At 66.5% G+C, this 19,086-nt stretch carries 17 protein-coding genes; 8 read left to right on the top strand and 9 right to left on the bottom strand.

What is annotated here, in order from left to right; translation table 11 throughout:
* Positions 1-27: 27 nt before the first annotated feature.
* Positions 28-768 carry an alpha/beta fold hydrolase gene (locus N4261_RS19665; RefSeq protein ID WP_261756958.1) on the bottom strand — a complete coding sequence of 247 codons (741 nt, stop codon included), beginning with the start codon at positions 766-768 and terminating at the stop codon, positions 28-30.
* Positions 769-806: 38 nt separating this feature from the next.
* The gene (locus N4261_RS19660) at positions 807-1,496 is read right to left on the bottom strand and encodes an arylesterase (RefSeq protein WP_261756957.1); all 690 of its coding nucleotides are present in this window, start codon (positions 1,494-1,496) and stop codon (positions 807-809) included.
* Between N4261_RS19660 and N4261_RS19655 the strand changes: the two genes are divergently transcribed.
* Positions 1,495-2,184: an ABC transporter ATP-binding protein gene (locus N4261_RS19655; protein WP_261756956.1), complete on the top strand. Its 690-nt coding sequence runs from the start codon at positions 1,495-1,497 to the stop codon at positions 2,182-2,184. The two genes, N4261_RS19660 and N4261_RS19655, sit on opposite strands and share 2 nt — an antisense overlap.
* A 60-nt stretch (positions 2,185-2,244) precedes the next feature.
* Here the strand turns inward: N4261_RS19655 and N4261_RS19650 are convergent, their stop codons facing one another.
* From N4261_RS19650 to N4261_RS19625, 6 genes are all read right to left on the bottom strand, one after another.
* Positions 2,245-2,805: a DUF2062 domain-containing protein gene (locus N4261_RS19650; RefSeq protein ID WP_261756955.1), complete on the bottom strand. Its 561-nt coding sequence runs from the start codon at positions 2,803-2,805 to the stop codon at positions 2,245-2,247.
* A gap of 225 nt (positions 2,806-3,030) precedes the next feature.
* Complete coding sequence (locus N4261_RS19645; RefSeq protein ID WP_261756954.1) at positions 3,031-3,828, bottom strand: peptidylprolyl isomerase; 798 nt, start codon at positions 3,826-3,828, stop codon at positions 3,031-3,033.
* Between the two features lie 71 nt (positions 3,829-3,899).
* Positions 3,900-4,211, bottom strand: a complete 312-nt coding sequence (locus N4261_RS19640) for a BolA family protein (RefSeq protein ID WP_261756953.1) — start codon at positions 4,209-4,211, stop codon at positions 3,900-3,902.
* Positions 4,208-4,870: a septation protein A gene (locus N4261_RS19635; protein ID WP_261756952.1), complete on the bottom strand. Its 663-nt coding sequence runs from the start codon at positions 4,868-4,870 to the stop codon at positions 4,208-4,210. The genes N4261_RS19640 and N4261_RS19635 overlap by 4 nt, the downstream gene beginning before the upstream one ends.
* A 22-nt stretch (positions 4,871-4,892) precedes the next feature.
* Positions 4,893-5,099 (bottom strand): hypothetical protein, encoded by a 207-nt coding sequence (locus N4261_RS19630; protein WP_261756951.1) that lies wholly within the window; start codon positions 5,097-5,099, stop codon positions 4,893-4,895.
* The gene (locus N4261_RS19625) at positions 5,096-6,637 is read right to left on the bottom strand and encodes a protein adenylyltransferase SelO (protein WP_261756950.1); all 1,542 of its coding nucleotides are present in this window, start codon (positions 6,635-6,637) and stop codon (positions 5,096-5,098) included. The genes N4261_RS19630 and N4261_RS19625 overlap by 4 nt, the downstream gene beginning before the upstream one ends.
* Before the next feature lie 284 nt (positions 6,638-6,921).
* Here N4261_RS19625 and N4261_RS19620 point away from each other — a divergent pair, with 284 nt between their 5' ends.
* The 6 genes from N4261_RS19620 to N4261_RS19595 all read left to right on the top strand — a co-directional run bounded on the left by N4261_RS19620 (position 6,922) and on the right by N4261_RS19595 (position 14,396).
* Positions 6,922-8,583 (top strand): 3-(methylthio)propionyl-CoA ligase, encoded by a 1,662-nt coding sequence (locus N4261_RS19620; protein ID WP_290428832.1) that lies wholly within the window; start codon positions 6,922-6,924, stop codon positions 8,581-8,583.
* A 204-nt stretch (positions 8,584-8,787) separates the two neighbouring features.
* Positions 8,788-10,053 (top strand): branched-chain amino acid ABC transporter substrate-binding protein, encoded by a 1,266-nt coding sequence (locus tag N4261_RS19615; RefSeq protein ID WP_261756949.1) that lies wholly within the window; start codon positions 8,788-8,790, stop codon positions 10,051-10,053.
* Positions 10,054-10,535: 482 nt separating this feature from the next.
* Positions 10,536-11,480 (top strand): branched-chain amino acid ABC transporter permease, encoded by a 945-nt coding sequence (locus N4261_RS19610; protein ID WP_435532079.1) that lies wholly within the window; start codon positions 10,536-10,538, stop codon positions 11,478-11,480.
* A 3-nt stretch (positions 11,481-11,483) separates the two neighbouring features.
* Positions 11,484-12,884, top strand: a complete 1,401-nt coding sequence (locus tag N4261_RS19605; RefSeq protein ID WP_261756947.1) for a branched-chain amino acid ABC transporter permease — start codon at positions 11,484-11,486, stop codon at positions 12,882-12,884.
* Positions 12,881-13,663 carry an ABC transporter ATP-binding protein gene (locus N4261_RS19600; protein WP_261756946.1) on the top strand — a complete coding sequence of 261 codons (783 nt, stop codon included), beginning with the start codon at positions 12,881-12,883 and terminating at the stop codon, positions 13,661-13,663. Before N4261_RS19605 ends, N4261_RS19600 begins: the two co-directional genes overlap by 4 nt.
* 16 nt (positions 13,664-13,679) lie before the next feature.
* Entirely contained in the window at positions 13,680-14,396 is a 717-nt protein-coding gene (locus N4261_RS19595; RefSeq protein WP_261756945.1) for an ABC transporter ATP-binding protein, read from the top strand.
* A gap of 34 nt (positions 14,397-14,430) precedes the next feature.
* Here the strand turns inward: N4261_RS19595 and N4261_RS19590 are convergent, their stop codons facing one another.
* Entirely contained in the window at positions 14,431-18,372 is a 3,942-nt protein-coding gene (locus N4261_RS19590) for a hypothetical protein (RefSeq protein WP_261756944.1), read from the bottom strand.
* Positions 18,373-18,661: 289 nt separating this feature from the next.
* On the opposite strand from N4261_RS19590, the gene N4261_RS19585 reads away from it, so the two are divergent.
* Positions 18,662-19,084: a hypothetical protein gene (locus N4261_RS19585; protein ID WP_261756943.1), complete on the top strand. Its 423-nt coding sequence runs from the start codon at positions 18,662-18,664 to the stop codon at positions 19,082-19,084.
* Positions 19,085-19,086 lie beyond the last annotated feature (2 nt).

The raw sequence follows: 19,086 nt of genomic DNA, 5'->3' as shown, positions 1-19,086 counted from the left end.
CAGGACGAATGGGGAAGCTGAGCCGCGTCAGGTCGGCGACGCATCAGCAGGATCAGGCAAACGCGGCGTCAAGATCGGTGACGCCATGCGCTGAAGAAACGACAACAGCAGGGTCGCCGCTCCGTCGGGACAGGCCTGAAGCAACGCGTGTGGCCCCTCGATGTCCGCGTGGATCGCGGAGGGCAGCGCCCGGCGTATCAGGTGGGCGGCCGACGACGGCACCAATCGATCTTCGGTAGCGCGCAGGTCCAAAGTCGGCACGGAGATGCGCGACAGTGCGACCGTCACGTCCACTTGGGTGACGGCCCGAAGCCGCGACTGGAGGACGTTCGCATCAACCCGGTTCAATGCGGCGGTCATGGCGCGGCTCAGGCCGGGTGTACCGAACCGCCCCAACAACATCGCGTCGCGCAACGACGCGGGCAGATGATGGACGGGCGCAATGCGTGTGAACGCGCGGAGCCCTGCCAGCCATGGTCTGGGATTGCGGGCGAAGGTGCAGCACAGCGCCAGTCCCCGCAGGCCTTCCGGCGCTTCGGCAGCCAGTGTGAGCGCCACCGGACCGGCGAAGGATTCACCCAGCAGCACGAACGGCTCATCGGTGGGAAGGCGTGCGCGGGCGAAAGCCAGGTGGCCGGCGTAGTCCATGGGGCCGTGGGTCGGATACCGAATCAGCCGGGTGTCCACCGTGTCCCGCAGCGCCTCCAGCAGCGGAGAGAAGAGGTCCCCCGTGCCGTCCAGACCGGGCAGCAGCACCAGTGCGGTCATGGGCCCGCCCGTGAACGGTCAGCGACCATCAGCACCGTTCAAAGCAACGGCCGCAGCGATTTCCAGACGTTGTCCAGCATCACCGGATGCGCCTTGGCCAGCGGATGGATGCGGTCGCCCTGGAACCAGTCGGCGGCGTCCTTGCGGTCAGCCACGCCGGCGAGGAGGAAGGGGGCGAGGGGGATCTTCTGCTCGTCGGCGACCACACGAAAGCCATTCTCGAAATCGCGGGCGTAGCTGGCACCCATGTTGGGCGGGATCTGCATGCCGACCAGCAGCACCTTGGCACCGGCCTGCTTGCCGGCCTGGACCATGGCGCGCAGGTTGTCGCGGGTCATGTTGAGAGGCAGGCCGCGCAAGGCGTCGTTGCCGCCGAGCTCGATGACCAGGTGCGTAGGTTGATGCTGGGTCAGCAACTGGGGCAGGCGGGAGCGGCCGCCGGAGGTGGTGTCGCCGCTGATGCTGGCGTTGATCACCTCGGCCGGCAGCTTCTGGGCTTGCAGACGTTGGTCCAGCAGGGCCACCCAGCCGGTGCCGCGGGCCAGGCCGTACTCGGCGGAGAGGCTGTCGCCCAGCACCAGGATGCGGCGGGGCGCGGCAGTTTTCGGCGCTGCGGTTTGGCCTTGTGCGGCGGCAGGTCCGGCCAATGTCGTTGCCAGGGTTGTGGCCAGGGCATAGGCGCTACAGTGCTGGATCCATTCACGGCGGCGCATCTGCGGTTGATTCATGGTTCAGAACATCCTCGAAGTCGATCACGTCAGCAAATCGGTGCAGGACGCCAGTGGCGTACTGACCATTCTGCATGACATCACCTTCCAGTTGCAGGCCAAGGAATCTGTGGCCATCGTGGGCGCCTCGGGTTCAGGCAAGAGCACCTTGCTGGCCATCCTGGCGGGCCTGGACACGCCCACCAGCGGCACCGTTCGCCTGCGCGGCCAGGACATGTTCGCTCTGGACGAGGACGGTCGCGCGGCGTTGCGCGGCGCACACCTGGGCTTCGTCTTCCAGAGCTTCCAGTTGCTGGCGCACCTGACCGCGCTGGAAAACGTCATGCTGCCGCTGGAGCTGCGCGGCGAGCGAGATGCGCGCGCCCAGGCGCGGCAGATGCTCGAGCGGGTGGGCCTGGGGCAGCGGCTGTCCCATTACCCGCGCGTGCTCTCCGGCGGCGAGCAGCAACGCGTAGCCCTGGCGCGCGCCTTCGTGCAGCAGCCGGACTTGTTGCTCGCGGACGAGCCCACGGGCAGCCTGGACTTCGCCACCGGCGAGCAGGTCATGAACCTCATGTTCGACCTCAATCGCGAACTGGGCACGACCCTCATCATGGTCACCCACGATCAGGCGATTGCCGCCCGCTGCGAACGGCAGCTGAGGATCTCTGCGGGCCACCTGCAAGACATCACGCTGATGGAAGTCTAGGGAGGCGTTGCATCACGGCCGGGAGGCGTGATGCCGAGCCTTCCTCGGTCCCGTGCGGGCTCAGACCCGCAGTTCCCGCTCCCGCAGCCTGCGTCGGCGCTCCATCCGGATCACGGCCCACCACCCGAGGTAGACCACGATGTAGAGCGCGGTCCCGAGCACCGCGCCCGCCAGAGGCAGCCCGACCAGCAGCGGCGCGCCGAGCTGCGACAGCCATTGGCTGACCGCCGGCCACCAACTGCCGGGCTCACCCCAGTCGAGCGCCAATTCACTGGGCGCCGAGATCGGCCCATGGACGCCGAGCACCTGCCGCCCCAGAAAGATGGCCAGCCCCCAGATCGGGACCAGCGTCAGCGGATTGGTGAGCCAGGTGGCGGCGATGGCGGCCGCCACGTTGGCGCGGCAGGCGATGGCCACGACGGCAGCCATCAGCATCTGGGTGGGCAGCGGAATGACCCCGACCGCCAAGCCAAGCGCCGCCCCCAGGGCAACCCGGCGCCGATGGGCGACCCAGAGCCAGGGCCGTTCCCTCAGATAGGCGCCAAGCCATCGCAGGCCGGGGGTCTGGGACAGTGACTCAGGCGAGGGGAGGAGTCGTTTGGCGATGCGGGTGGCCGTCATGGGGAGCAGGTACTGCGGCAGTGCGCGCCACCGGCGCGAGCGGGCGACAAGCACCGCCTGCGGGCGAGCAAGGCGGGGTCATCCGGCGCAGCACCCCAGGTGCGGCGCTGGACGAATGAAATGACAAGGGCCCGCGGCTGACGAATCAGCAACGCGGGCCCGAGAGTATGACGGCCGGCAACCCGGCGCGTCGAGAAGCTGATCAGGGAGATCAGTTCAGGGAGATCAGTTGGCCGAGAACTTGTAGTCGGTCTTGGCCTTGTTGCGCAGTTCTTCCTGGAACGCAGAGACCTTTTGCTGGCCCATGCGCTGGATGATCTGGCCCTTCACGTCATCGAAGGCGGGGAACTGCGCTTCACGCGACTCTTCCAGCTTGATGATGTGATAACCGAACTGCGACTTGACCGGTTGCTGGGTCATTTCGCCGGCCTTGAGCTTGGACATCGCCTGGCTGAACTCGGGCACGAAGGCGTCCGGAGCGGACCAGCCCAGGTCGCCGCCGTTGGTGGCGGAACCGGTGTCCTTGGAGTTCTTGCTGGCCACGTCCTCGAACTTGGCGCCGCCGTTGAGCTGCTTGATCAGCGCCTTGGCGTCGTCTTCCTTCTCGACCAGGATGTGACGGGCGTGGTACTCGGTGCCGCTGGCCTGGGCCTTGAACTTGTCGTATTCGACCTTGGCTTCGGCTTCGGTGACCGGGTTCTTCTTGGCGTAGTCGGCGAACAGTTCGCGGATCAGCAGCGACTGGCGGGCCAGTTCCAGCTGAGCCTTGTAGTCCGGCGTCGCGGCCAGGCCGCGCTTCTCGGCTTCCTGCATGAAGATCTCACGCAGAACCACCTCGTCCTTGACCTTGGTTTCCATCTCCGGGCTGCGCGGCTGGCCGGACTTGGCGATCTGGCTGATCAGCAGGTCAGCGCGGGCCTTGGGCACGGCCTTGCCGTTGACGGTCGCGATGTTCTGCGCCAGGGCCGGCAGGGACACGGCGCCGATGGCCGCCACGGCGGCCGCAATCACAAACTTCTTCATGGATAAAGGGCCTTTCAGAGCTCCCGGTGAGCGTCAAGCGCTCCAAAACAAAGCGCCGTAGACGGCGCTGCTTATTGGACCTGTTTCTGCTGTTCGTCGGGCGCGCGGGCATCGATGGCCAGTGCGTGTATGCCCTTCTTCATCAGATCGGCGAGGGCATCATATACGAGCCGATGTCGCGCCACCCTGGGTAAACCGGCAAAGCGCGAGCTGACGATTTCGAGGTAATAGTGCCCCCCTTCGCGGGCGCCAGCATGACCGGCGTGGTGGGCGCTGTCGTCGCGCAGATGCAGCGAAACGACCGGATCGAGCGCGGCGCGCAAGCGCGCCTCGATCTCCGCAGAGGGCGTGGCCATGGGGTTTGTCGGGGATTCGGTGGTCATGGCTGATGTTTTTCGGGGCCGGCGGCGCCGTCGGCGGGCTCGGCGGTTTCGGGCAGATGACGGGCCATGTAGAGCCCCTGCGCGAGCACGAACAACACGATCAAACCGGTCACGCCGAAGACTTTGAAGTTGGCCCAGGCCTCGGTGGTGAAGTGGTAAGCGACGTAAATATTGGCAAAGCCCAGGGCGGTGAAGAAGCTCACCCAGGCCCAGTTCAGCCGCGCCCAGATCGCATCCGGCAGTTGCAGCTCACCGCCGAGCATCTTGCGCAGCAGGTCCCGGCCCAGGGCCAGGCGGCTGACCAGGAAGACGATCGCAAACGCCCAGTACAACATCGTCGGCTTCCACTTGATGAAGGTCTCGCTGTGGAAATAGATGGTGGCACTGCCCATCACGGTCACCAGCGCCAGGCTGATCCACAACATCAGGTCGACCTTGCGCCGGGTCGCCTTCAGGAACACGACCTGCGCGACGGTGGCCACCATGACCACCAAGGTGGCCAGTAACACCGGCGCGACCTCGGCGTCGACCTTGCCGCCGGACACCAGGAAACCCAGGTGGTCGGTGGCGAAGGCCGCCGCCCAGTCCTGCCGGCCATCCGCATACTTGAAGGTCACGAAGAACAACAGCAGCGGGAGGAAATCGAGCAACAACTTCATTCGATCAAGGGGTCTGCGGCGCTCAGCGCTGGGGCATGAAGTCTATCGCGGCCGAGTTGGTGCAGAACGGTTCGGCGTCGCGGTGGCGGACCGGGTCGTCGAGCTCGCGGTCGCGTTCCTGATGGGTGAACGGCGCCGCCTGGGCGCTGCGTGCCGGATCACGCTGCCCGTCCCGGTCGACGCCGGTGTCGGCGGAACAGGTCGGAGGGCGGTCTTGATCCTGGCTCATGACGAACAGGAGACCTCCAGCTGCTGGGCCCAGTCGGGCGGGAAATCAGCATCGGCGGCCCGGGCGGGCTCGTCGAACGGATGGCGCAGCACGGCCAGCAGCCGTTCCACTTCACTGAAGTCGCCGGCCTGGGCACGCTGGATGGCGGTTTCGGCCAGGTGGTTGCGCAGCACCACCGCCGGATTGACCGCATTCATTCGCGCCGCACGGGTGACCGAGGCGTCGGCGGGTTCGGCATTCAGGCGCGCGGCATAGCGCTGCGCCCAGGCGTCGAAGGCGGCGCGGTCCAGGAAGAGGTCACGGATCGTCGATTGCGCCGGATCGTCGATCGCCAGATCCGCCCGGAAGGCGGCGAGCCGGCGATGGGCGATGGTGTAGTCGGTGCGATGCGCCGACAGCAGGCGGAGCCAGTCGTCCACCAGCACGCCGTCTTCCGCAGCCGCGTCGGTGTCGGCGAGCAGGCCCAGCTTGGCGCGCATCGCGCTGAGCATGGCCTGGCCGAAGCGCTCCCGGTAAACCTCCAGCGCTTCCAGCAGGTCGTCGCCGGCGGCTTCGGCATCGGTGTCGGCGTTGGGCATCAACGGCAGCAGTGCCTGGGCCAGCGCATGCAGGTTCCAGAAACCGATCTGAGGCTGGCGCGCAAAGGCGTAGCGGCCTTGATGGTCGGAGTGGTTGCAGATGTGGCCCGGGTCGAAACCGTCCATGAAACCGAACGGGCCGTAGTCCAGCGTCAGGCCCAGCATCGACATGTTGTCGGTGTTCATCACGCCGTGCATGAAGCCCACCGCCTGCCATTGGGCAATCAGCTCGGCGGTCTGCCCGGCCACCTTGGCCAGCACCGCCGTCACCGGTTGGGGCGCGTCGGCGCATTCGGGCGCGTAGTGCTGAACGAAGAAGTCGAACAGGGTGCGCAACTGCGCCGGCAGGCCATGGTGGGCGAAGTGCTCGAAATGGCCGAAGCGCAGGAAGCTCGGCGCGACCCGCGTCACCACGGCGCTGGTCTCCAGGGTCTCGCGTCGCACCGGCAGCGCGGTCGAGCCGGTGATGCACAGCGCGCGGGTGGTCGGAATGCCGAGGCCGGCCATCGCCTCCGAGCACAGGAACTCGCGGATCGAGGACCGCAGCACCGCGCGCCCGTCGCCGCGCCGGGAATAGGGCGTGGGGCCGGCACCCTTGAGCTGCAGCTCCATCGGGCCATTCGGGGTGCCGAGTTCACCGACCCAGAGCGCTCGTCCGTCCCCGAGCTGACCTGCCCAGGCGCCGAACTGGTGACCGCTGTAGACGCTGGCCAAGGGCCGCATGCCCGCGTGGCGGGCGTTGCCGCTGAACACCGCCAGGGCACCGGGCTGCTGCCACCAGTCCTGCGGCCAGCCCAGCAGGGCGGCGCAGTCCGGGCTGGTGGCGACCCAGTGCGGGTCGGGCAGGCCGGCGGCATTCAGCTCGGTGAAGAAGTCCGGTCCCAATGCCGCGAAGCGGTTGGTCCAGGCCGTCGCATCAGTCCCTGACCAGGGCGGTGCGAGCATCTCGGGCGCATTCATCCGGGCAGTGTAGCGAGCGAGGTTTCTCATTGTCGGCACGGGGGCCTTGCGCTGCTTGCCTGGGCAAGGGTCCGGCGGAGCGATGGTGGCGGCGCCTGCGGCTCGCAAAAACCGAGGTGCCGCCCAGGAAATCCCCTATGCCGCAATCGCGGCTGCGTCACTAGGGTGACGCCAACCGCACAGACCCGCGCATTAGACTGGTCCGCACAAGTGCCCGCCGGGCCCCGTGGAGGTGTTCATCACCGACCGGGCCGGAGCAGGCCGACAAGATCTAGGAGACACACATGGCGCTGATGGGCCAGATGATGTCGATGCCGCTGCTGATCTCTTCATTGATCCAGCATGCGGCCCGGCATTCCGGGAACACCGAGATCGTCAGCAAGCGCTGCGAGGGCGACCTGCATCGCACGACTTGGTCCGAGGTCGTGCGGCGCGCCCGGCAGCTCGCCCAGGCGCTGGATCGCCTGGGACTGGCTGCCGGCGACCGGGTCGGCACGCTGGCCTGGAACGGCCACCGTCACCTGGAGATCTATTACGGGGTGTCGGGCTCGGCGCGGGTCTGCCACACCATCAATCCCCGCCTGTTTCCCGAGCAGATCGCCTGGATCGCGAACGATGCGCAGGATGCCGCACTGTGCTTCGACCTGACCTTCCTGCCGCTGGTGGAGAAGATCGGGCCGCAGCTCACCACGGTGCGCCACTTCATCCTGATGACGGACCGGGCCCACATGCCGGCGCAGACCACGCTGCCGGGGCTGCTGTGCTTCGACGATCTGCTCGCCGCCGAGGACGGTCACTACGTCTGGCCGGAGTTCGACGAACACACCGCCTCGACCCTCTGCTACACCAGCGGCACCACCGGGCATCCGAAGGGCGCCGTCTACAGCCACCGCAGCACCGTGCTGCATGCCTATGCGGCGGCGCTGCCGGACGCGATGGCCTGCTCGCGGCGTGACGTGATCCTGCCGGTGGTGCCGATGTTCCACGTCAATGCCTGGGGCCTGCCCTACGCGATGGCGATCGTGGGCTCGAAGGTGGTGTTTCCCGGGCCGCATCTGGACGGCAAGTCGCTCTACGAGCTGTTCGAATCGGAGCAGGTCACCTTCAGCGCCGGGGTGCCGACGGTCTGGCTGGGCCTGCTGAACTATGTTGCGACCAACGCCCTGCGCTTCAGCAGCTTCAAGCGCACGGTGATCGGCGGCTCGGCCTGTCCGCCGGCGATGCTGCGCACGCTGATGGACGACTACGGCGTGGAGGTGATCCATGCCTGGGGCATGACCGAACTGTCGCCGCTGGGCACCTTGTCCAAGCTGGGCAGCGACGAGCTGAAGCTGCCGCTTGCCGAGCAGCGCCACCTGCTGGAAAAGCAGGGCAAGGCGATCTACGGCATCGACATGACGATCGTCGACGACCAGCGCCGCGAACTGCCTTGGGACGGCCGCAGCGCCGGCAACCTGGTGGTGCGCGGCCCCTGGGTGATCGACAGCTATTTCGGCCAGACCGCGTCGCCGCTGGTGCCGGTGTCCGGCCAGGATGGGCGCGATGCCGGGCTGTGGTTTCCCACCGGTGATGTGGCGACCATCGATGCGGCCGGCTTCATGCAGATCACCGACCGCAGCAAGGATGTGATCAAGTCCGGCGGCGAATGGATCAGCTCCATCGAGCTGGAGAACATCGCCATGGCCCATCCCGGCGTGCACGAGGCCGCCGTGATTGCGGTGGCGCATCCCAAGTGGGACGAACGGCCGCTGCTGGTGGTGGTCCCCAAGCCGGGTGTCACGCTCACGCGAGACGAGGTGCTGGCGTTCTACGAGGGCAAGATCGCCAAGTGGCAGGTGCCGGACGACGTGGTCGTTGTGGCCGAGATCCCGCACACCGCCACCGGCAAGATGCTCAAGCTGAAGTTGCGCGAACAGTTCCGCGGCCATCGCCTGCCCGGGTGCTGAGGGCGGGTCTGTTGATCGGCCGCTCTGGCGCTGTGATGCGGGACGCCTCGCGTTCGCTACGGCATCCGCCCGGCCCTGTTGTTGTTCCCGCGGCCTGATGGCCGCTGATCTCCGGCCTCGGTTCAGGTCCTGAGCGAGGCGCATCGTCCTGTCGTCCCTCGCTTTCGAAGAAGCCTTGCAACACAACCACATCAGGAGACATCCATGAGCAAGCACAGCAAGCGTTCGATCCCCGGCCTGCACCTGCCGCTGGTGCGCACGCTGTCGGTGGCGGCGTTCGCCGTCGTGGCGGCCACCGGCGCGCAGGCGCAGAAGGGCGAGACGGTGAAGATCGCCTGGATCGATCCGCTGTCGGGCCTGATGGCGCCGGTGGGCCAGAACCAGGTGAAGTCCTTCCAGTTCTTTGCCGAGAAGTTCAACGCCAGCAACCCGGCGGGCGTGAAGTTCGAGATCATCGCCATCGACAACAAGCTCAGTCCCGCCGAATCGCTGAACGCGCTGAAGTCCGCGATCGACCAGGGCGTGCGCTATGTGACGCAGGGCAATGGGTCGGGTGCGGCGCTGGCCATCATCGATGCGGTCAACAAGCACAACGAGCGCAATCCCGGCAAGGAGGTGCTCTACCTGAATCACTCGGCGGTGGATCCGGACCTCACCAACAGCAAGTGCAGCTACTGGCATTTCCGCTTCGATGCGGACACCTCGATGAAGATGGAAGCGCTGACCACCTTCATGAAGGACCAGCCCGACATCAAGAAGGTGTTCCTGCTCAACCAGAACTATGCGCACGGTCAGCAGGTGGCCAAGTACGCCAAGGAGATGCTGGCCAAGAAGCGGCCGGATGTGCAGATCGTCGGTGAGGATCTGCATCCGCTGGCGCAGGTGCGGGACTTCGCGCCGTATGTGGCCAAGATCAAGGCGGCGGGGGCGGACAGCGTGATCACCGGGAACTGGGGCTCCGACCTGGCGCTGCTGGTCAAGGCGGCGAATGAGGCGGGGTACAACGGGAAGTTCTATACCTACTATGCCGGGGTGACCGGCACGCCGACGGCCATTGGCGCTGGCGGGGCAGGGCGGGTCTATCAGATCTCCTACAACCACAACAGCCTGGGTGGGCAGACCGAGCAGTGGGCCAATGAGTACAAGGCCAAGTTCAATGACGACTTCTATACCGGGAGCGTGCTGCACATCTACAACGCGCTGAGCCAGGCGATGGCGATGGCCAAGAGCACCGATCCGGTGAAGGTGGCGAAAGCGCTGGAAGGTCTGAAGTTCAAGAGCTTCAATGGCGATGTGGAGATGCGCAAGACCGACCATCAGCTGCAGCAGACACTGTTCCTGACCGTGTGGCAGAAGGCGGATGCGAAACGCAGCTATAGCGTGGAGAACACGGGCTATAACTTTGCGCCGGTGAGAACGTTCGATCCTTACATCTCCAGCACTCCCACCTCCTGCCAAATGAAACGGTGAAGGGGGGCTGGGCTACTGCGCGGGCCGATCTTGGGTCCGCGGTGCTCGCCGTACGGGAGTACGGCTGCGCGCCTCGGACCCAACCTCGGCCCGCTCGCTACGCCCCTCCCCCCTTCACCCGAGCACCTCGGGCACTGCTGGCATGCCGGCTGCGCCGGTAGCCTAGGTGCTGGCTTGTGGGGCGCGCCGAGCACCTCGGTCACTGCTGGCATACCGGCTGCGCCGGTAGCCTAGGTGCTGGCTTGTGGGGCGCGACGAGCTTCCGAGCACCTCGGTGACGGCTGGCGTGCCGGCTGTGCCGGTAGCCTAGGCGCTGGCTTGGGGGCGGCGAGCGGTTGGTGGTGGGGGCTGGGGCGGGGCGATCGATCGATCGATCGATTGAGTTGGATGACCTGCACTTTTTGAATCAAGGCTGAGCACACGACGTGGAACAAATCCTGATCAACCTGCTGAACGGTCTGTCCTCAGGGCTGCTGCTGTTCATGCTCAGCGCCGGCCTGACGCTGATCTTCAGCATGATGGGCGTGCTGAACTTCGCCCACGCCAGCTTCTACATGCTCGGCGCGTATGTGGCCTACACCATCACCGGATGGATCGGCTTCTGGCCCGCCTTGCTGCTCGCCCCGCTGGTGGTCGGCGGACTCGGCGCCCTGTTCGAACGCGGCGCGCTGCGCCGGGTCCATAAGTTCGGCCACGTGCCCGAGCTGCTGATCACTTTCGGCCTGTCCTATGTGGCCCTCGAAGTCGTGCAACTGATCTGGGGACGCACTGCCCTGCCGTTCTCGCCCCCGCCGTCGCTGCAAGGCGCCGCCTTCACCCTGGTGCACGCGCCGCAGCAGAGCCTGTCCCTGGTCTGGGGCGATGCCCCCGCCGCGCTGTGCGCCGCCGCCAGCTGCTCCAAGTTCCCGCTGACCCGCGCCTTCATGATGCTGGTCGCGCTGTTCATGCTGCTCGCCCTCTGGCTGCTGCTCACCCGCACCCGCATCGGGCTGGTGATCCAGGCCGCCCTGACCCATCCGGAGATGGTGGAAGCCCTCGGCCACAACGTGCCCCGGGTGTTCATGCTGGTGTTCGGCAGCGGCTGCGCCCTGGCCGCGTTGGCCGGAGTGATCGGCGGCATCACCTTCGTGACCGAGCCCGCAATGGCAGTGATCGTCGGGTCGATCATCTTCGTGGTGGTGGTGATCGGCGGCGTCGGCTCGCTGGCCGGCGCCTTCGTGGCGTCGATCCTGATCGGCCTGCTGCAGACGCTGCCGTTGACGGTCGACGCCTCGCTCGCCAAGGTCTTCCAGCTCGGCCCCGAGACCTTTGGCTATCCGCTGCTGAAACTGACGCTCGCCCAGGTCGCCCCCATCCTGCCGTATCTGCTGATGGTGCTGATCCTGATCTTCCGGCCCAAGGGCCTGCTTGGCACCCGGGAGGACTGACCCATGGCCGCCGTGATGCCTTCGCCTCCCCCCGCCCCATCCTCCGCCGCAGCAGCTGCAGCCGGCCCGTTCCCTACCGCGCGCGCCACCGCCTCGGACCGACGCCGTGCGCCGCGCGGATCCACCTATCACTTCAAGCCCTACAACGTCGGTCGATGGCTGGTCTGGGGCGCCTATGCCGCCGCGTTGATCGTGGCGCCGCTGTTGTGGACCAGCAGCCTGGCACAGACCATGCTGTCCCAGATGGGCATCGCGATCATCGCCTGTCTGTCCTACAACCTGCTGCTCGGCCAGGGCGGCATGCTGAGCTTCGGCCATGCGGTCTACAGCGGGCTGGGCGCCTACCTGGCGATCCACACCTTGAACCTGGTCTCCGGTGGTCAGTTGGCCTTGCCGGTGAGCCTGGTGCCGATCGTCGGCGGTCTGGCCGGCCTGGGCTTTGCGGCGCTGTTCGGTTGGGTGTCGACCAAGAAGTCCGGCACGCCGTTCGCGATGATCACGCTGGGTCTGGGCGAGCTGATCTGGTCGATGTCGCTGATGCTGCCGGAATTCTTCGGCGGCGAGGGCGGGATCTCCGGCAACCGGGTGGTGGGCCAGCCGTTGCTGGGCATCAGCTTCGGTCCGCAGATCCAGGTCTACTACCTGATCGCGGTCTATTGCTTCATCTGCACCGGGCTGCTGTATGCCTTCACTCGCACGCCGCTCGGCCGCATGCTCAATGCGGTGCGCGACAACCCGGAACGGGTGCAGTTCATCGGCTATGACACGCAGTGGGTGCGCTTTCTGGCCTTCCTGATCTCCGGCTTCTTTGCCGGTGTGTCGGGTGGGCTGTCCGCGCTGAACTTCGAGATCGTCACCGCGGAAGTGGTGGGTGCGGCGCGTTCCGGGGCCTATCTGCTGTTCACTTTCCTGGGCGGCGCGACCTTCTTCTTCGGACCGATCATCGGCGCGGTGTTGATGGTGGTGGCGCTGGTGCTGCTGTCGGAGCTGACCAAGGCCTGGCTGTTGTATCTGGGACTGACCTTCCTGTTCATGGTGATGTATGCGCCGGGCGGCTTCGCGGCGTTGATCATGATGAACCTGCGGGTGGCGGCGTTCGGCAAGCTGCGGCAGCTCTGGACGTCCTACCTGGCGCTGGGCGTGACCGGCCTGACGGTGCTGCTGGGCGGATCGGCCATGGTGGAGATGCTCTATCACCTGCAGCTCAACGAGGCGCTGGGGCCGGAGATGCGCTATCTGGGCGCGACGCTGAATGCCAAGTCGCTGGATGCCTGGTTCGGCGCCGGCTTCGTGCTGCTGACCGGACTGGCGCTGTTCGAGGTGGCGCGCCGCCAGTACAAGCGCGAGTGGGACGAGGTCCAGGCGGACATCGACAAAGAGATCAAGCGCCGGGAGAGCCTGTGAGCACGACCTATGCATTGGAACTGCGCGAGGTGCGCAAGCGCTTCGGCAAGAGCGAGATCATCCGTGGCGCCGAACTGGCGGTGAAGCCCGGCGAACGGGTGGCCATCATCGGTCCCAATGGCGCCGGCAAGTCCACGCTGTTCAACCTGATCAGCGGCCGCTTCACGCCCAGCAGCGGCGAGATCCGCCTGTTTGGCGAGCGCATCGACCAGTTGCAGCCCTACCAGATCAATCGCCGCGGGCTGTCGCGCAGCTTCCAGGTGTCCAACCTGTTCACGCGGCTGTCGGTGTTCGAGAACATCCGCTGTGCGCTGCTGTGGTCCATGGGCCACCGGTATGCGTTCTGGAAGTTCCTGGCGGGGATGGATGACGTCAATGACCGGGTCGACGAATTGCTCGAGATGATCCATCTCGACAAGAAACGCGACGTCCCGGCGATGAACCTGACCTATGCGGAAGCCCGTGCGCTGGAGATCGGCATCACCATCGCCGGCGGGGCCCAGGTGATCCTGCTGGACGAGCCGACCGCCGGCATGAGCAAGAGCGAAACCCATCGCTTCATTCAGCTGATTCGCCAGGTCACCGAGGGGCGCACCCTGCTGACGGTGGAGCACGACATGGGCGTGGTGTTCGGTCTGGCCGACAAGATCGCGGTGCTGGTGTATGGGGAGGTGATTGCCTTCGACACGCCGGAAGCGGTGCGGGCCAATCCCCGGGTGCAGGAAGCCTATCTGGGCTCGGTGCTGGCCGAAGCCCAGGCGCAGGCAGCAGGCGCCTGAGGCGCGGAGGCAGGACATGAACGACGCACGCACGCTGAAGCTGGACAACCTGCATGCCTTCTATGGCAAGAGCCATGTGCTGCATGGGGTGACGATGGAGGTCCGACCTGGAGAGATCGTCAGCTTGCTCGGACGCAATGGCTCGGGGCGATCCACCACGGTGAAGACGATCATGGGCCAGGTCGACGGCACCGGCTCGGTGACCTGGGGCGGCAAGCCCTTGCTGGGGCAGAAGGCTTATGAGGTGGCGCATCAGGGCATCGGCTATGTGCCGGAGAACCGCGACATCTTTGCCCGACTGACGGTGCATCAGAACCTGATGCTGGGCGAGAAGTCCGGGCGGCGCGGCAAGACGCCGCGCTGGAGCTACGACGACATGTACCGCATGTTCCCGCGGCTGAAGGAGCGACAGCACACCGAGGCGGGCGTGCTGTCCGGCGGTGAGCAGCAGATGCTCACGCTGTGCCGCACCCTGATGGGGGATCCGGACCTGATCATGATCGACGAGCCGACCGAGGGCTTGGCGCCCAAGATCGTCGAGCTGGTGGCGGATTATCTGAAGACGCTGAAGCAGCGCGGCGTGTCGGTGCTGCTGGTGGAGCAGAAGCTGGCGATTGCGCTGGAGATCTCCGAACGCTGCTATGTGATGGGCCATGGCCGCATCGTGTTCGAGGGCACGCCCGCAGACCTGCGGGCGAATGCCTATGTGCGCAAGGAGTGGCTGGAAGTGTGAGCACCGGGCGTCCCGGTGTGCGCACGGCCGCACCTCATGCGTAGGCTTCTGAAGCCTTGTCCACCAACGGTGCCTCCTGCGCCGCCGGCTGGAGCGCCTCGATCCGCTCGGCCGCATCGGCCTGAATCTCTGCCGGCGTCTTGAGTCGTCGCCGCGTTCCCGTCGTGCCAGGCACGGTGAAGATGCGATCGAGAACCTCGTGGACCTTCTCGATCGCGCCAAGGAGGTCTTTCAGTTCGTGGTGTTCCCAGCGGCTTGTCTCGCGCAGGGCGGATTGGATGATGCGCGGCTCCGCGTATAACCAGCCGTGCGCTTCCAGGGCGGAATGGATCCATGCCGCAGGAGCCAGCAGCAGGATGTTGGCGGCGGCCGGGCCCAGTTTGAGGTCATCCGACCAAGCCAGGGCGGACCCCTTGTTGAGGCCGTCGTGCAGGGCCAGTGTTCTGTTTTTTCGTTTGTCTACGTTCGTACTGCCCGGGGCGCTGTCCCGCTCCGACGTGGGTGCTGCCTTGACCGGTTGTTCCGGTTGATCCGGTTGAGACCCACGGTAGTGGCCGTAGCGGTTGAACACCAGGTCGGTGATGCTGTCCAGTTCCCACAAGGACGGAATCGCCAGACGCACGGCGCCGCTGGCAATCAGCCGGTCGAGGTCGGACGGCGGTGCCAGCGAAGGAATGGTGATCGGTGAGCCTTCGCGGCTTTCGTCGGTGAGGCAGTCCATGGTCCAGGAGGCTTCCAACCTCACCCCATCCGGTATCAGGGCGGATGGCAGCAGGCCGGGGCCGGTGCGCAGCAGGCGCAGGCCCGGCGCTAGGCGCAGGTTCAGTGGCTCGTCGGTGTCCTGGCGGGCATCCGCAATCGTGAGTTCGCGCAGGAAGGGCGTTGATCGGAGAAAGTCGTTGATCAGGCTGGTGGGACTTCCGATCGGCAGCGTCAGCTCGGTCGCGGCGCTCAGCAACTGCGGCAACTGCCGGGGGATGCGCCTCAGGATGTCGATGGGCAGTGCCTCCCACGACAGGACCTCGCTGGCCGGAGCCTGGCGCTGCTCCATCGGGGTGGGCACGCGGCCCCACATCGCGGGCACCGCCAGGCTCAGCAGCAGGGCGGTGGCCTGCTCGGGCTCCTTGAGCGCGGCGACTTGAATGCGCAGCGCGTCCCACTGGCGCTGATGAACCCAGATGCAGTGGAGGTTCGGCAGTTCGTCAAGCGCCGTCATCCAGCTTGGGAGATCGAGGTGTTCCCCGGCGGAGACCAGATCCAATGTGCGAATCGAGCGCGGCATCCACGCCATCGGCGCCAAGCCGCTGGACAACCGATGAAGGGTCAGGCGGCGGATCTTCAGATCGCCGACCTGCTGTCGGAAATCGTCGACGTCGCGCGGTTCGGCCTGCTTCAGGCGCAGATCGATTTCCGGCGCATCGGGCGCGTCGCGGCGAAATCCCATCTGATGGAGCAGGGCCAGCGGCGGCAGGTCCAAGCGCGGTGGGGTCGCATCGTGGGAGCGCTGGGGCAGGCTGATGTCGTCGGTCAGGGCAATGGGCTGGCCGACGGCTTGTTCCACGTGCCGCAGCAATTGGGTGACCACCGCTTCTCTCAGGGCTTGCTGGCCGTCGGGTTCGCCGACGGCTTCGGCCCACTGCATCAGGGCAGCCCGGCATCGGAGCTCGTCCTCGGTCTTGGCCCGTCTTCCCTGTGGGGTCCATTGAGTGAGGGCTTGTTGCGCTTCGCGCAGAACCATTGCCGCGTCCAGACGCTTGTCGGGCGGGAACCAGCGTCCGCGCCTTTGACTGAGGTCGCGCAGCGCCACACGCATGGAGGGTGACAAGAGCGTGTCGGGCAGGCATCGCAGCAGCTGCTGAGTCCGGACAACGTCTGAGGTGTCGGTCACGGGGATCCCCACTGCGTCGGTGGGCGCCTGCTGTGGCGTCATGAGGGTGTCGTACAGGTTGGTGAGGGCGGCCATCGACGGACGGGCAAACGGGCCCTGAAGGGTGTCCATTCGCACCTCGGTGGGTTCGGTGTGGAGTGCCAGCGGCACCGGCCGACCCGCCAGGCGCATTGGCGGCAGCCAGCCGGGCGAGGTGTAGAGCTGCAGGGTGGGCGGCCCCAGGCTCAAATCCAGCGCAATCGCCTCGCTGGCGACGATGTCGAGCGCCTCCAGTCGCTCCAGCCGGGGGCAGGCGCGCAGCCAGTCGTGCAGTTGGGTGCTGGACATTCCTGAGGGGAGGCAAAGGTGTCGCAGATGAACCCCGAGCTCGCGCTGAACGTCCGCTGAGATGGACGAGATCAGATCGCACTCGAACTCGCTCAAGTCGATGAACGCAGCGGCCTCACACAAGCCGTCCCACAGCACGCTCACGACCTGCCCCCATCCTTCATGGGTCGACAGCTGTCTCATGGACTTCCACTGCTGCGCGTCATCCGCGCTCAACGCGAACCGCTTCAGGCCGCTCAATGACCGTTCGTGGACCATTGGCGCGTGGTTGGGCCAATCGATGGGCACCATCACCTGGCGCAGTTGGGGCAGGTGCGTGTGCAGGCGCCGTAAGGTCTTGGCGTCGAAGCCACCTCGGCACTTCGACAGCCAGAGCGAGCCCACGCGCAGACCGTGGACCAAGCTCTCCAGGACAGCGTCCGGCGGGATCTCCAGCAGCTCGAGCCCACGGAGCGGCAACGCCGCGGCACTGGCCCTGAACGCCGCCGGTGCGCGAGCCCGGTGGTCGCCCAGCACCAGGTCGAATGGCGCGGCGCGTGGGCCCAGCGCCCGGATGTGCGCCACCGGGGGCAGTTCGAGCGGCAGCCCGTGCTCCTCGAAGAGAAGCTGGACGTCGCAGGAGGGACGCTGATCCGACCACAAGATCACCAATTGTTCGGCGACCTCATCGCGGACCAGTTGCCGGTCGGGATGGTCGGTCTCGGTCACCCAGGCGCGCAGGGCTGCCACGGCCGCCAACTCGGTGGGCGTTCTCAGCCGGTAGCCGTCCGGGGTCAGCACGCGCGCGACGGCATCGATGTGGTGCAGCACGATGAGCGCCGCTTGCGCCTCGGCCGGTGTGGGCGGCCGGTCTCTGCTCCAGGCGGGCATCAGTCTGACCGTGTCATAGATCGGTCGCGCCAGCAGCGGCAACAGCGAAGCGGGCATGGCCTCCATGATCCGGGTCATGCCATGCAGCATGGTTTTCAGATTGTCAATGCCGCGGTGTTTGGGCTTCGGATCGGCCCATTCGGTCATTTGTGTCTTGATGGCGGACAGGCTCAAGAGCGTCTTCGAGAGTGGCGCGAGAGGGCTGGCACCGGGCGTGCGGGGCGCTGAGGCCTGGAGCGCCGCGTTGGCGAGCGAAGCTTGAGCGGAAGACGGGGGGCTGGCGGGATGAGGCAGCGCGCCTGCGAGTGATCGATGGCCGGGCACGCTGTCGCCAGCAAGGGCCACCGGGTCATCTGGCGTCGCCAGGCAGAGCACAGGGCGGCCGGTCGTTGGAGGGATGGACGCCAAGGCCTGTCGTCTCATCGACGCCGATGGGCCGATCCGCACCCAGCGGGGGTTGGAGAACGCCGAGGGAACGGCGAACGGCACGACCACCTGTTCAAGGCGTCGGGCCGGGCCGAGGTCGATGCAGGGGGCGTGGTCGACGCGGGTCCTGACGTCGGGAAACTCCAGCACACGCAGCTGATCGGCGTGTTGAATCCACCGATGGATGGTGTCCAGATCGCAGCCGGGCGGCAGTCGAAGTTCGGTCACCTGGGGAGCCAGCAGCGCGATGACGCCCGATGGCACCAGGCAATGGGCGGGGTCGTGCGCGGACAGGTCGATTCGCTCCTTTCGCCCTTCCAGCGCCTGCGCCAGCGTTTGAACCACCCGCGCGGCGAGCGGTGTCCGATGGAGGAAGTCCTGCAAGGCGGACGGCAGCGATGCGGGCGTGGCGAACTCAGCGTGGGCGTGGGCGGCTCGGGGCGTGGTGAGAGGGGGGATGTACATGGCGGCAGTAGAGGGCGCGGAGCGGATGAGGAACACGGAAAGCGGCTGCGAAGCCATGCGCTCAGTAGCACGCCGCCGTGCCGCTGGTTCTGCGGGTTGGCGCCTTCGCGCAGCAGGGCGACAAGGGCTGCCGCGGGGATCCCGACGAGCCTGACCCTCGACGCACGCGACTGGAAGAGGCGCCTGGACGGGGGGCCACCGAGTCCCCTGATCAGGGTGGGGGGTGGATGACAAAACCGTGTCGGCCGGGACTACATTGATTGCACAACATAGAAAGAAAGGTCGGGCCATGGATATCGTGCAACCGTGGACGAGTGTCGCCGCCGGCTTGGCGGGCCTCGCATTCGCCGGCATTGGCGTGAGCTGGTGGTGGTCGCGTCGACTGGACAAGTCGCGCCGATTGATCGACCGATTGAAGGCGTCCCGTGAACTGCTGGACCAGCAGAACAACCAGGCGCGGCGCCAGATCGAGCATCTGCAGCTGGAGCTGACCGAGTTGCGCCTCATCGCCGAACGGGTGCGCCGGCGCGCGGCCAACACCATCAGCCCGCCGGACACGCTGGGCCCGATGATCGAGCCGCGTCCGCGTTCGGTGGCCAACGGGCTGCTGATGTCCGACAACGCCCCTGGCGCGATGTTCTCCAACGCCGAGGACGAGCACGACAACAGCGGCTTCGAGCCGACGCAGATCGACCGTCCGCGCCTGCGCTGAGA

This window comes from Roseateles amylovorans (genome assembly GCF_025398155.2).
Classification (GTDB): domain Bacteria; phylum Pseudomonadota; class Gammaproteobacteria; order Burkholderiales; family Burkholderiaceae_C; genus Roseateles; species Roseateles amylovorans.
This window is presented reverse-complemented; position numbering and strand designations above follow the sequence as displayed.

Coding starts and splice junctions, on each gene's coding strand:
- N4261_RS19665 (WP_261756958.1), bottom strand. CDS start 768: ATGACCGCACTGGTGCTGCTGCCCGGTCTGGACGGCACGGGGGACCTC.
- N4261_RS19655 (WP_261756956.1), top strand. CDS start 1,495: ATGGTTCAGAACATCCTCGAAGTCGATCACGTCAGCAAATCGGTGCAG.
- N4261_RS19660 (WP_261756957.1), bottom strand. CDS start 1,496: ATGAATCAACCGCAGATGCGCCGCCGTGAATGGATCCAGCACTGTAGC.
- N4261_RS19650 (WP_261756955.1), bottom strand. CDS start 2,805: ATGACGGCCACCCGCATCGCCAAACGACTCCTCCCCTCGCCTGAGTCA.
- N4261_RS19645 (WP_261756954.1), bottom strand. CDS start 3,828: ATGAAGAAGTTTGTGATTGCGGCCGCCGTGGCGGCCATCGGCGCCGTG.
- N4261_RS19640 (WP_261756953.1), bottom strand. CDS start 4,211: ATGACCACCGAATCCCCGACAAACCCCATGGCCACGCCCTCTGCGGAG.
- N4261_RS19635 (WP_261756952.1), bottom strand. CDS start 4,870: ATGAAGTTGTTGCTCGATTTCCTCCCGCTGCTGTTGTTCTTCGTGACC.
- N4261_RS19630 (WP_261756951.1), bottom strand. CDS start 5,099: ATGAGCCAGGATCAAGACCGCCCTCCGACCTGTTCCGCCGACACCGGC.
- N4261_RS19625 (WP_261756950.1), bottom strand. CDS start 6,637: ATGAATGCGCCCGAGATGCTCGCACCGCCCTGGTCAGGGACTGATGCG.
- N4261_RS19620 (WP_290428832.1), top strand. CDS start 6,922: ATGGCGCTGATGGGCCAGATGATGTCGATGCCGCTGCTGATCTCTTCA.
- N4261_RS19615 (WP_261756949.1), top strand. CDS start 8,788: ATGAGCAAGCACAGCAAGCGTTCGATCCCCGGCCTGCACCTGCCGCTG.
- N4261_RS19610 (WP_435532079.1), top strand. CDS start 10,536: ATGCTCAGCGCCGGCCTGACGCTGATCTTCAGCATGATGGGCGTGCTG.
- N4261_RS19605 (WP_261756947.1), top strand. CDS start 11,484: ATGGCCGCCGTGATGCCTTCGCCTCCCCCCGCCCCATCCTCCGCCGCA.
- N4261_RS19595 (WP_261756945.1), top strand. CDS start 13,680: ATGAACGACGCACGCACGCTGAAGCTGGACAACCTGCATGCCTTCTAT.
- N4261_RS19590 (WP_261756944.1), bottom strand. CDS start 18,372: ATGTACATCCCCCCTCTCACCACGCCCCGAGCCGCCCACGCCCACGCT.
- N4261_RS19585 (WP_261756943.1), top strand. CDS start 18,662: ATGGATATCGTGCAACCGTGGACGAGTGTCGCCGCCGGCTTGGCGGGC.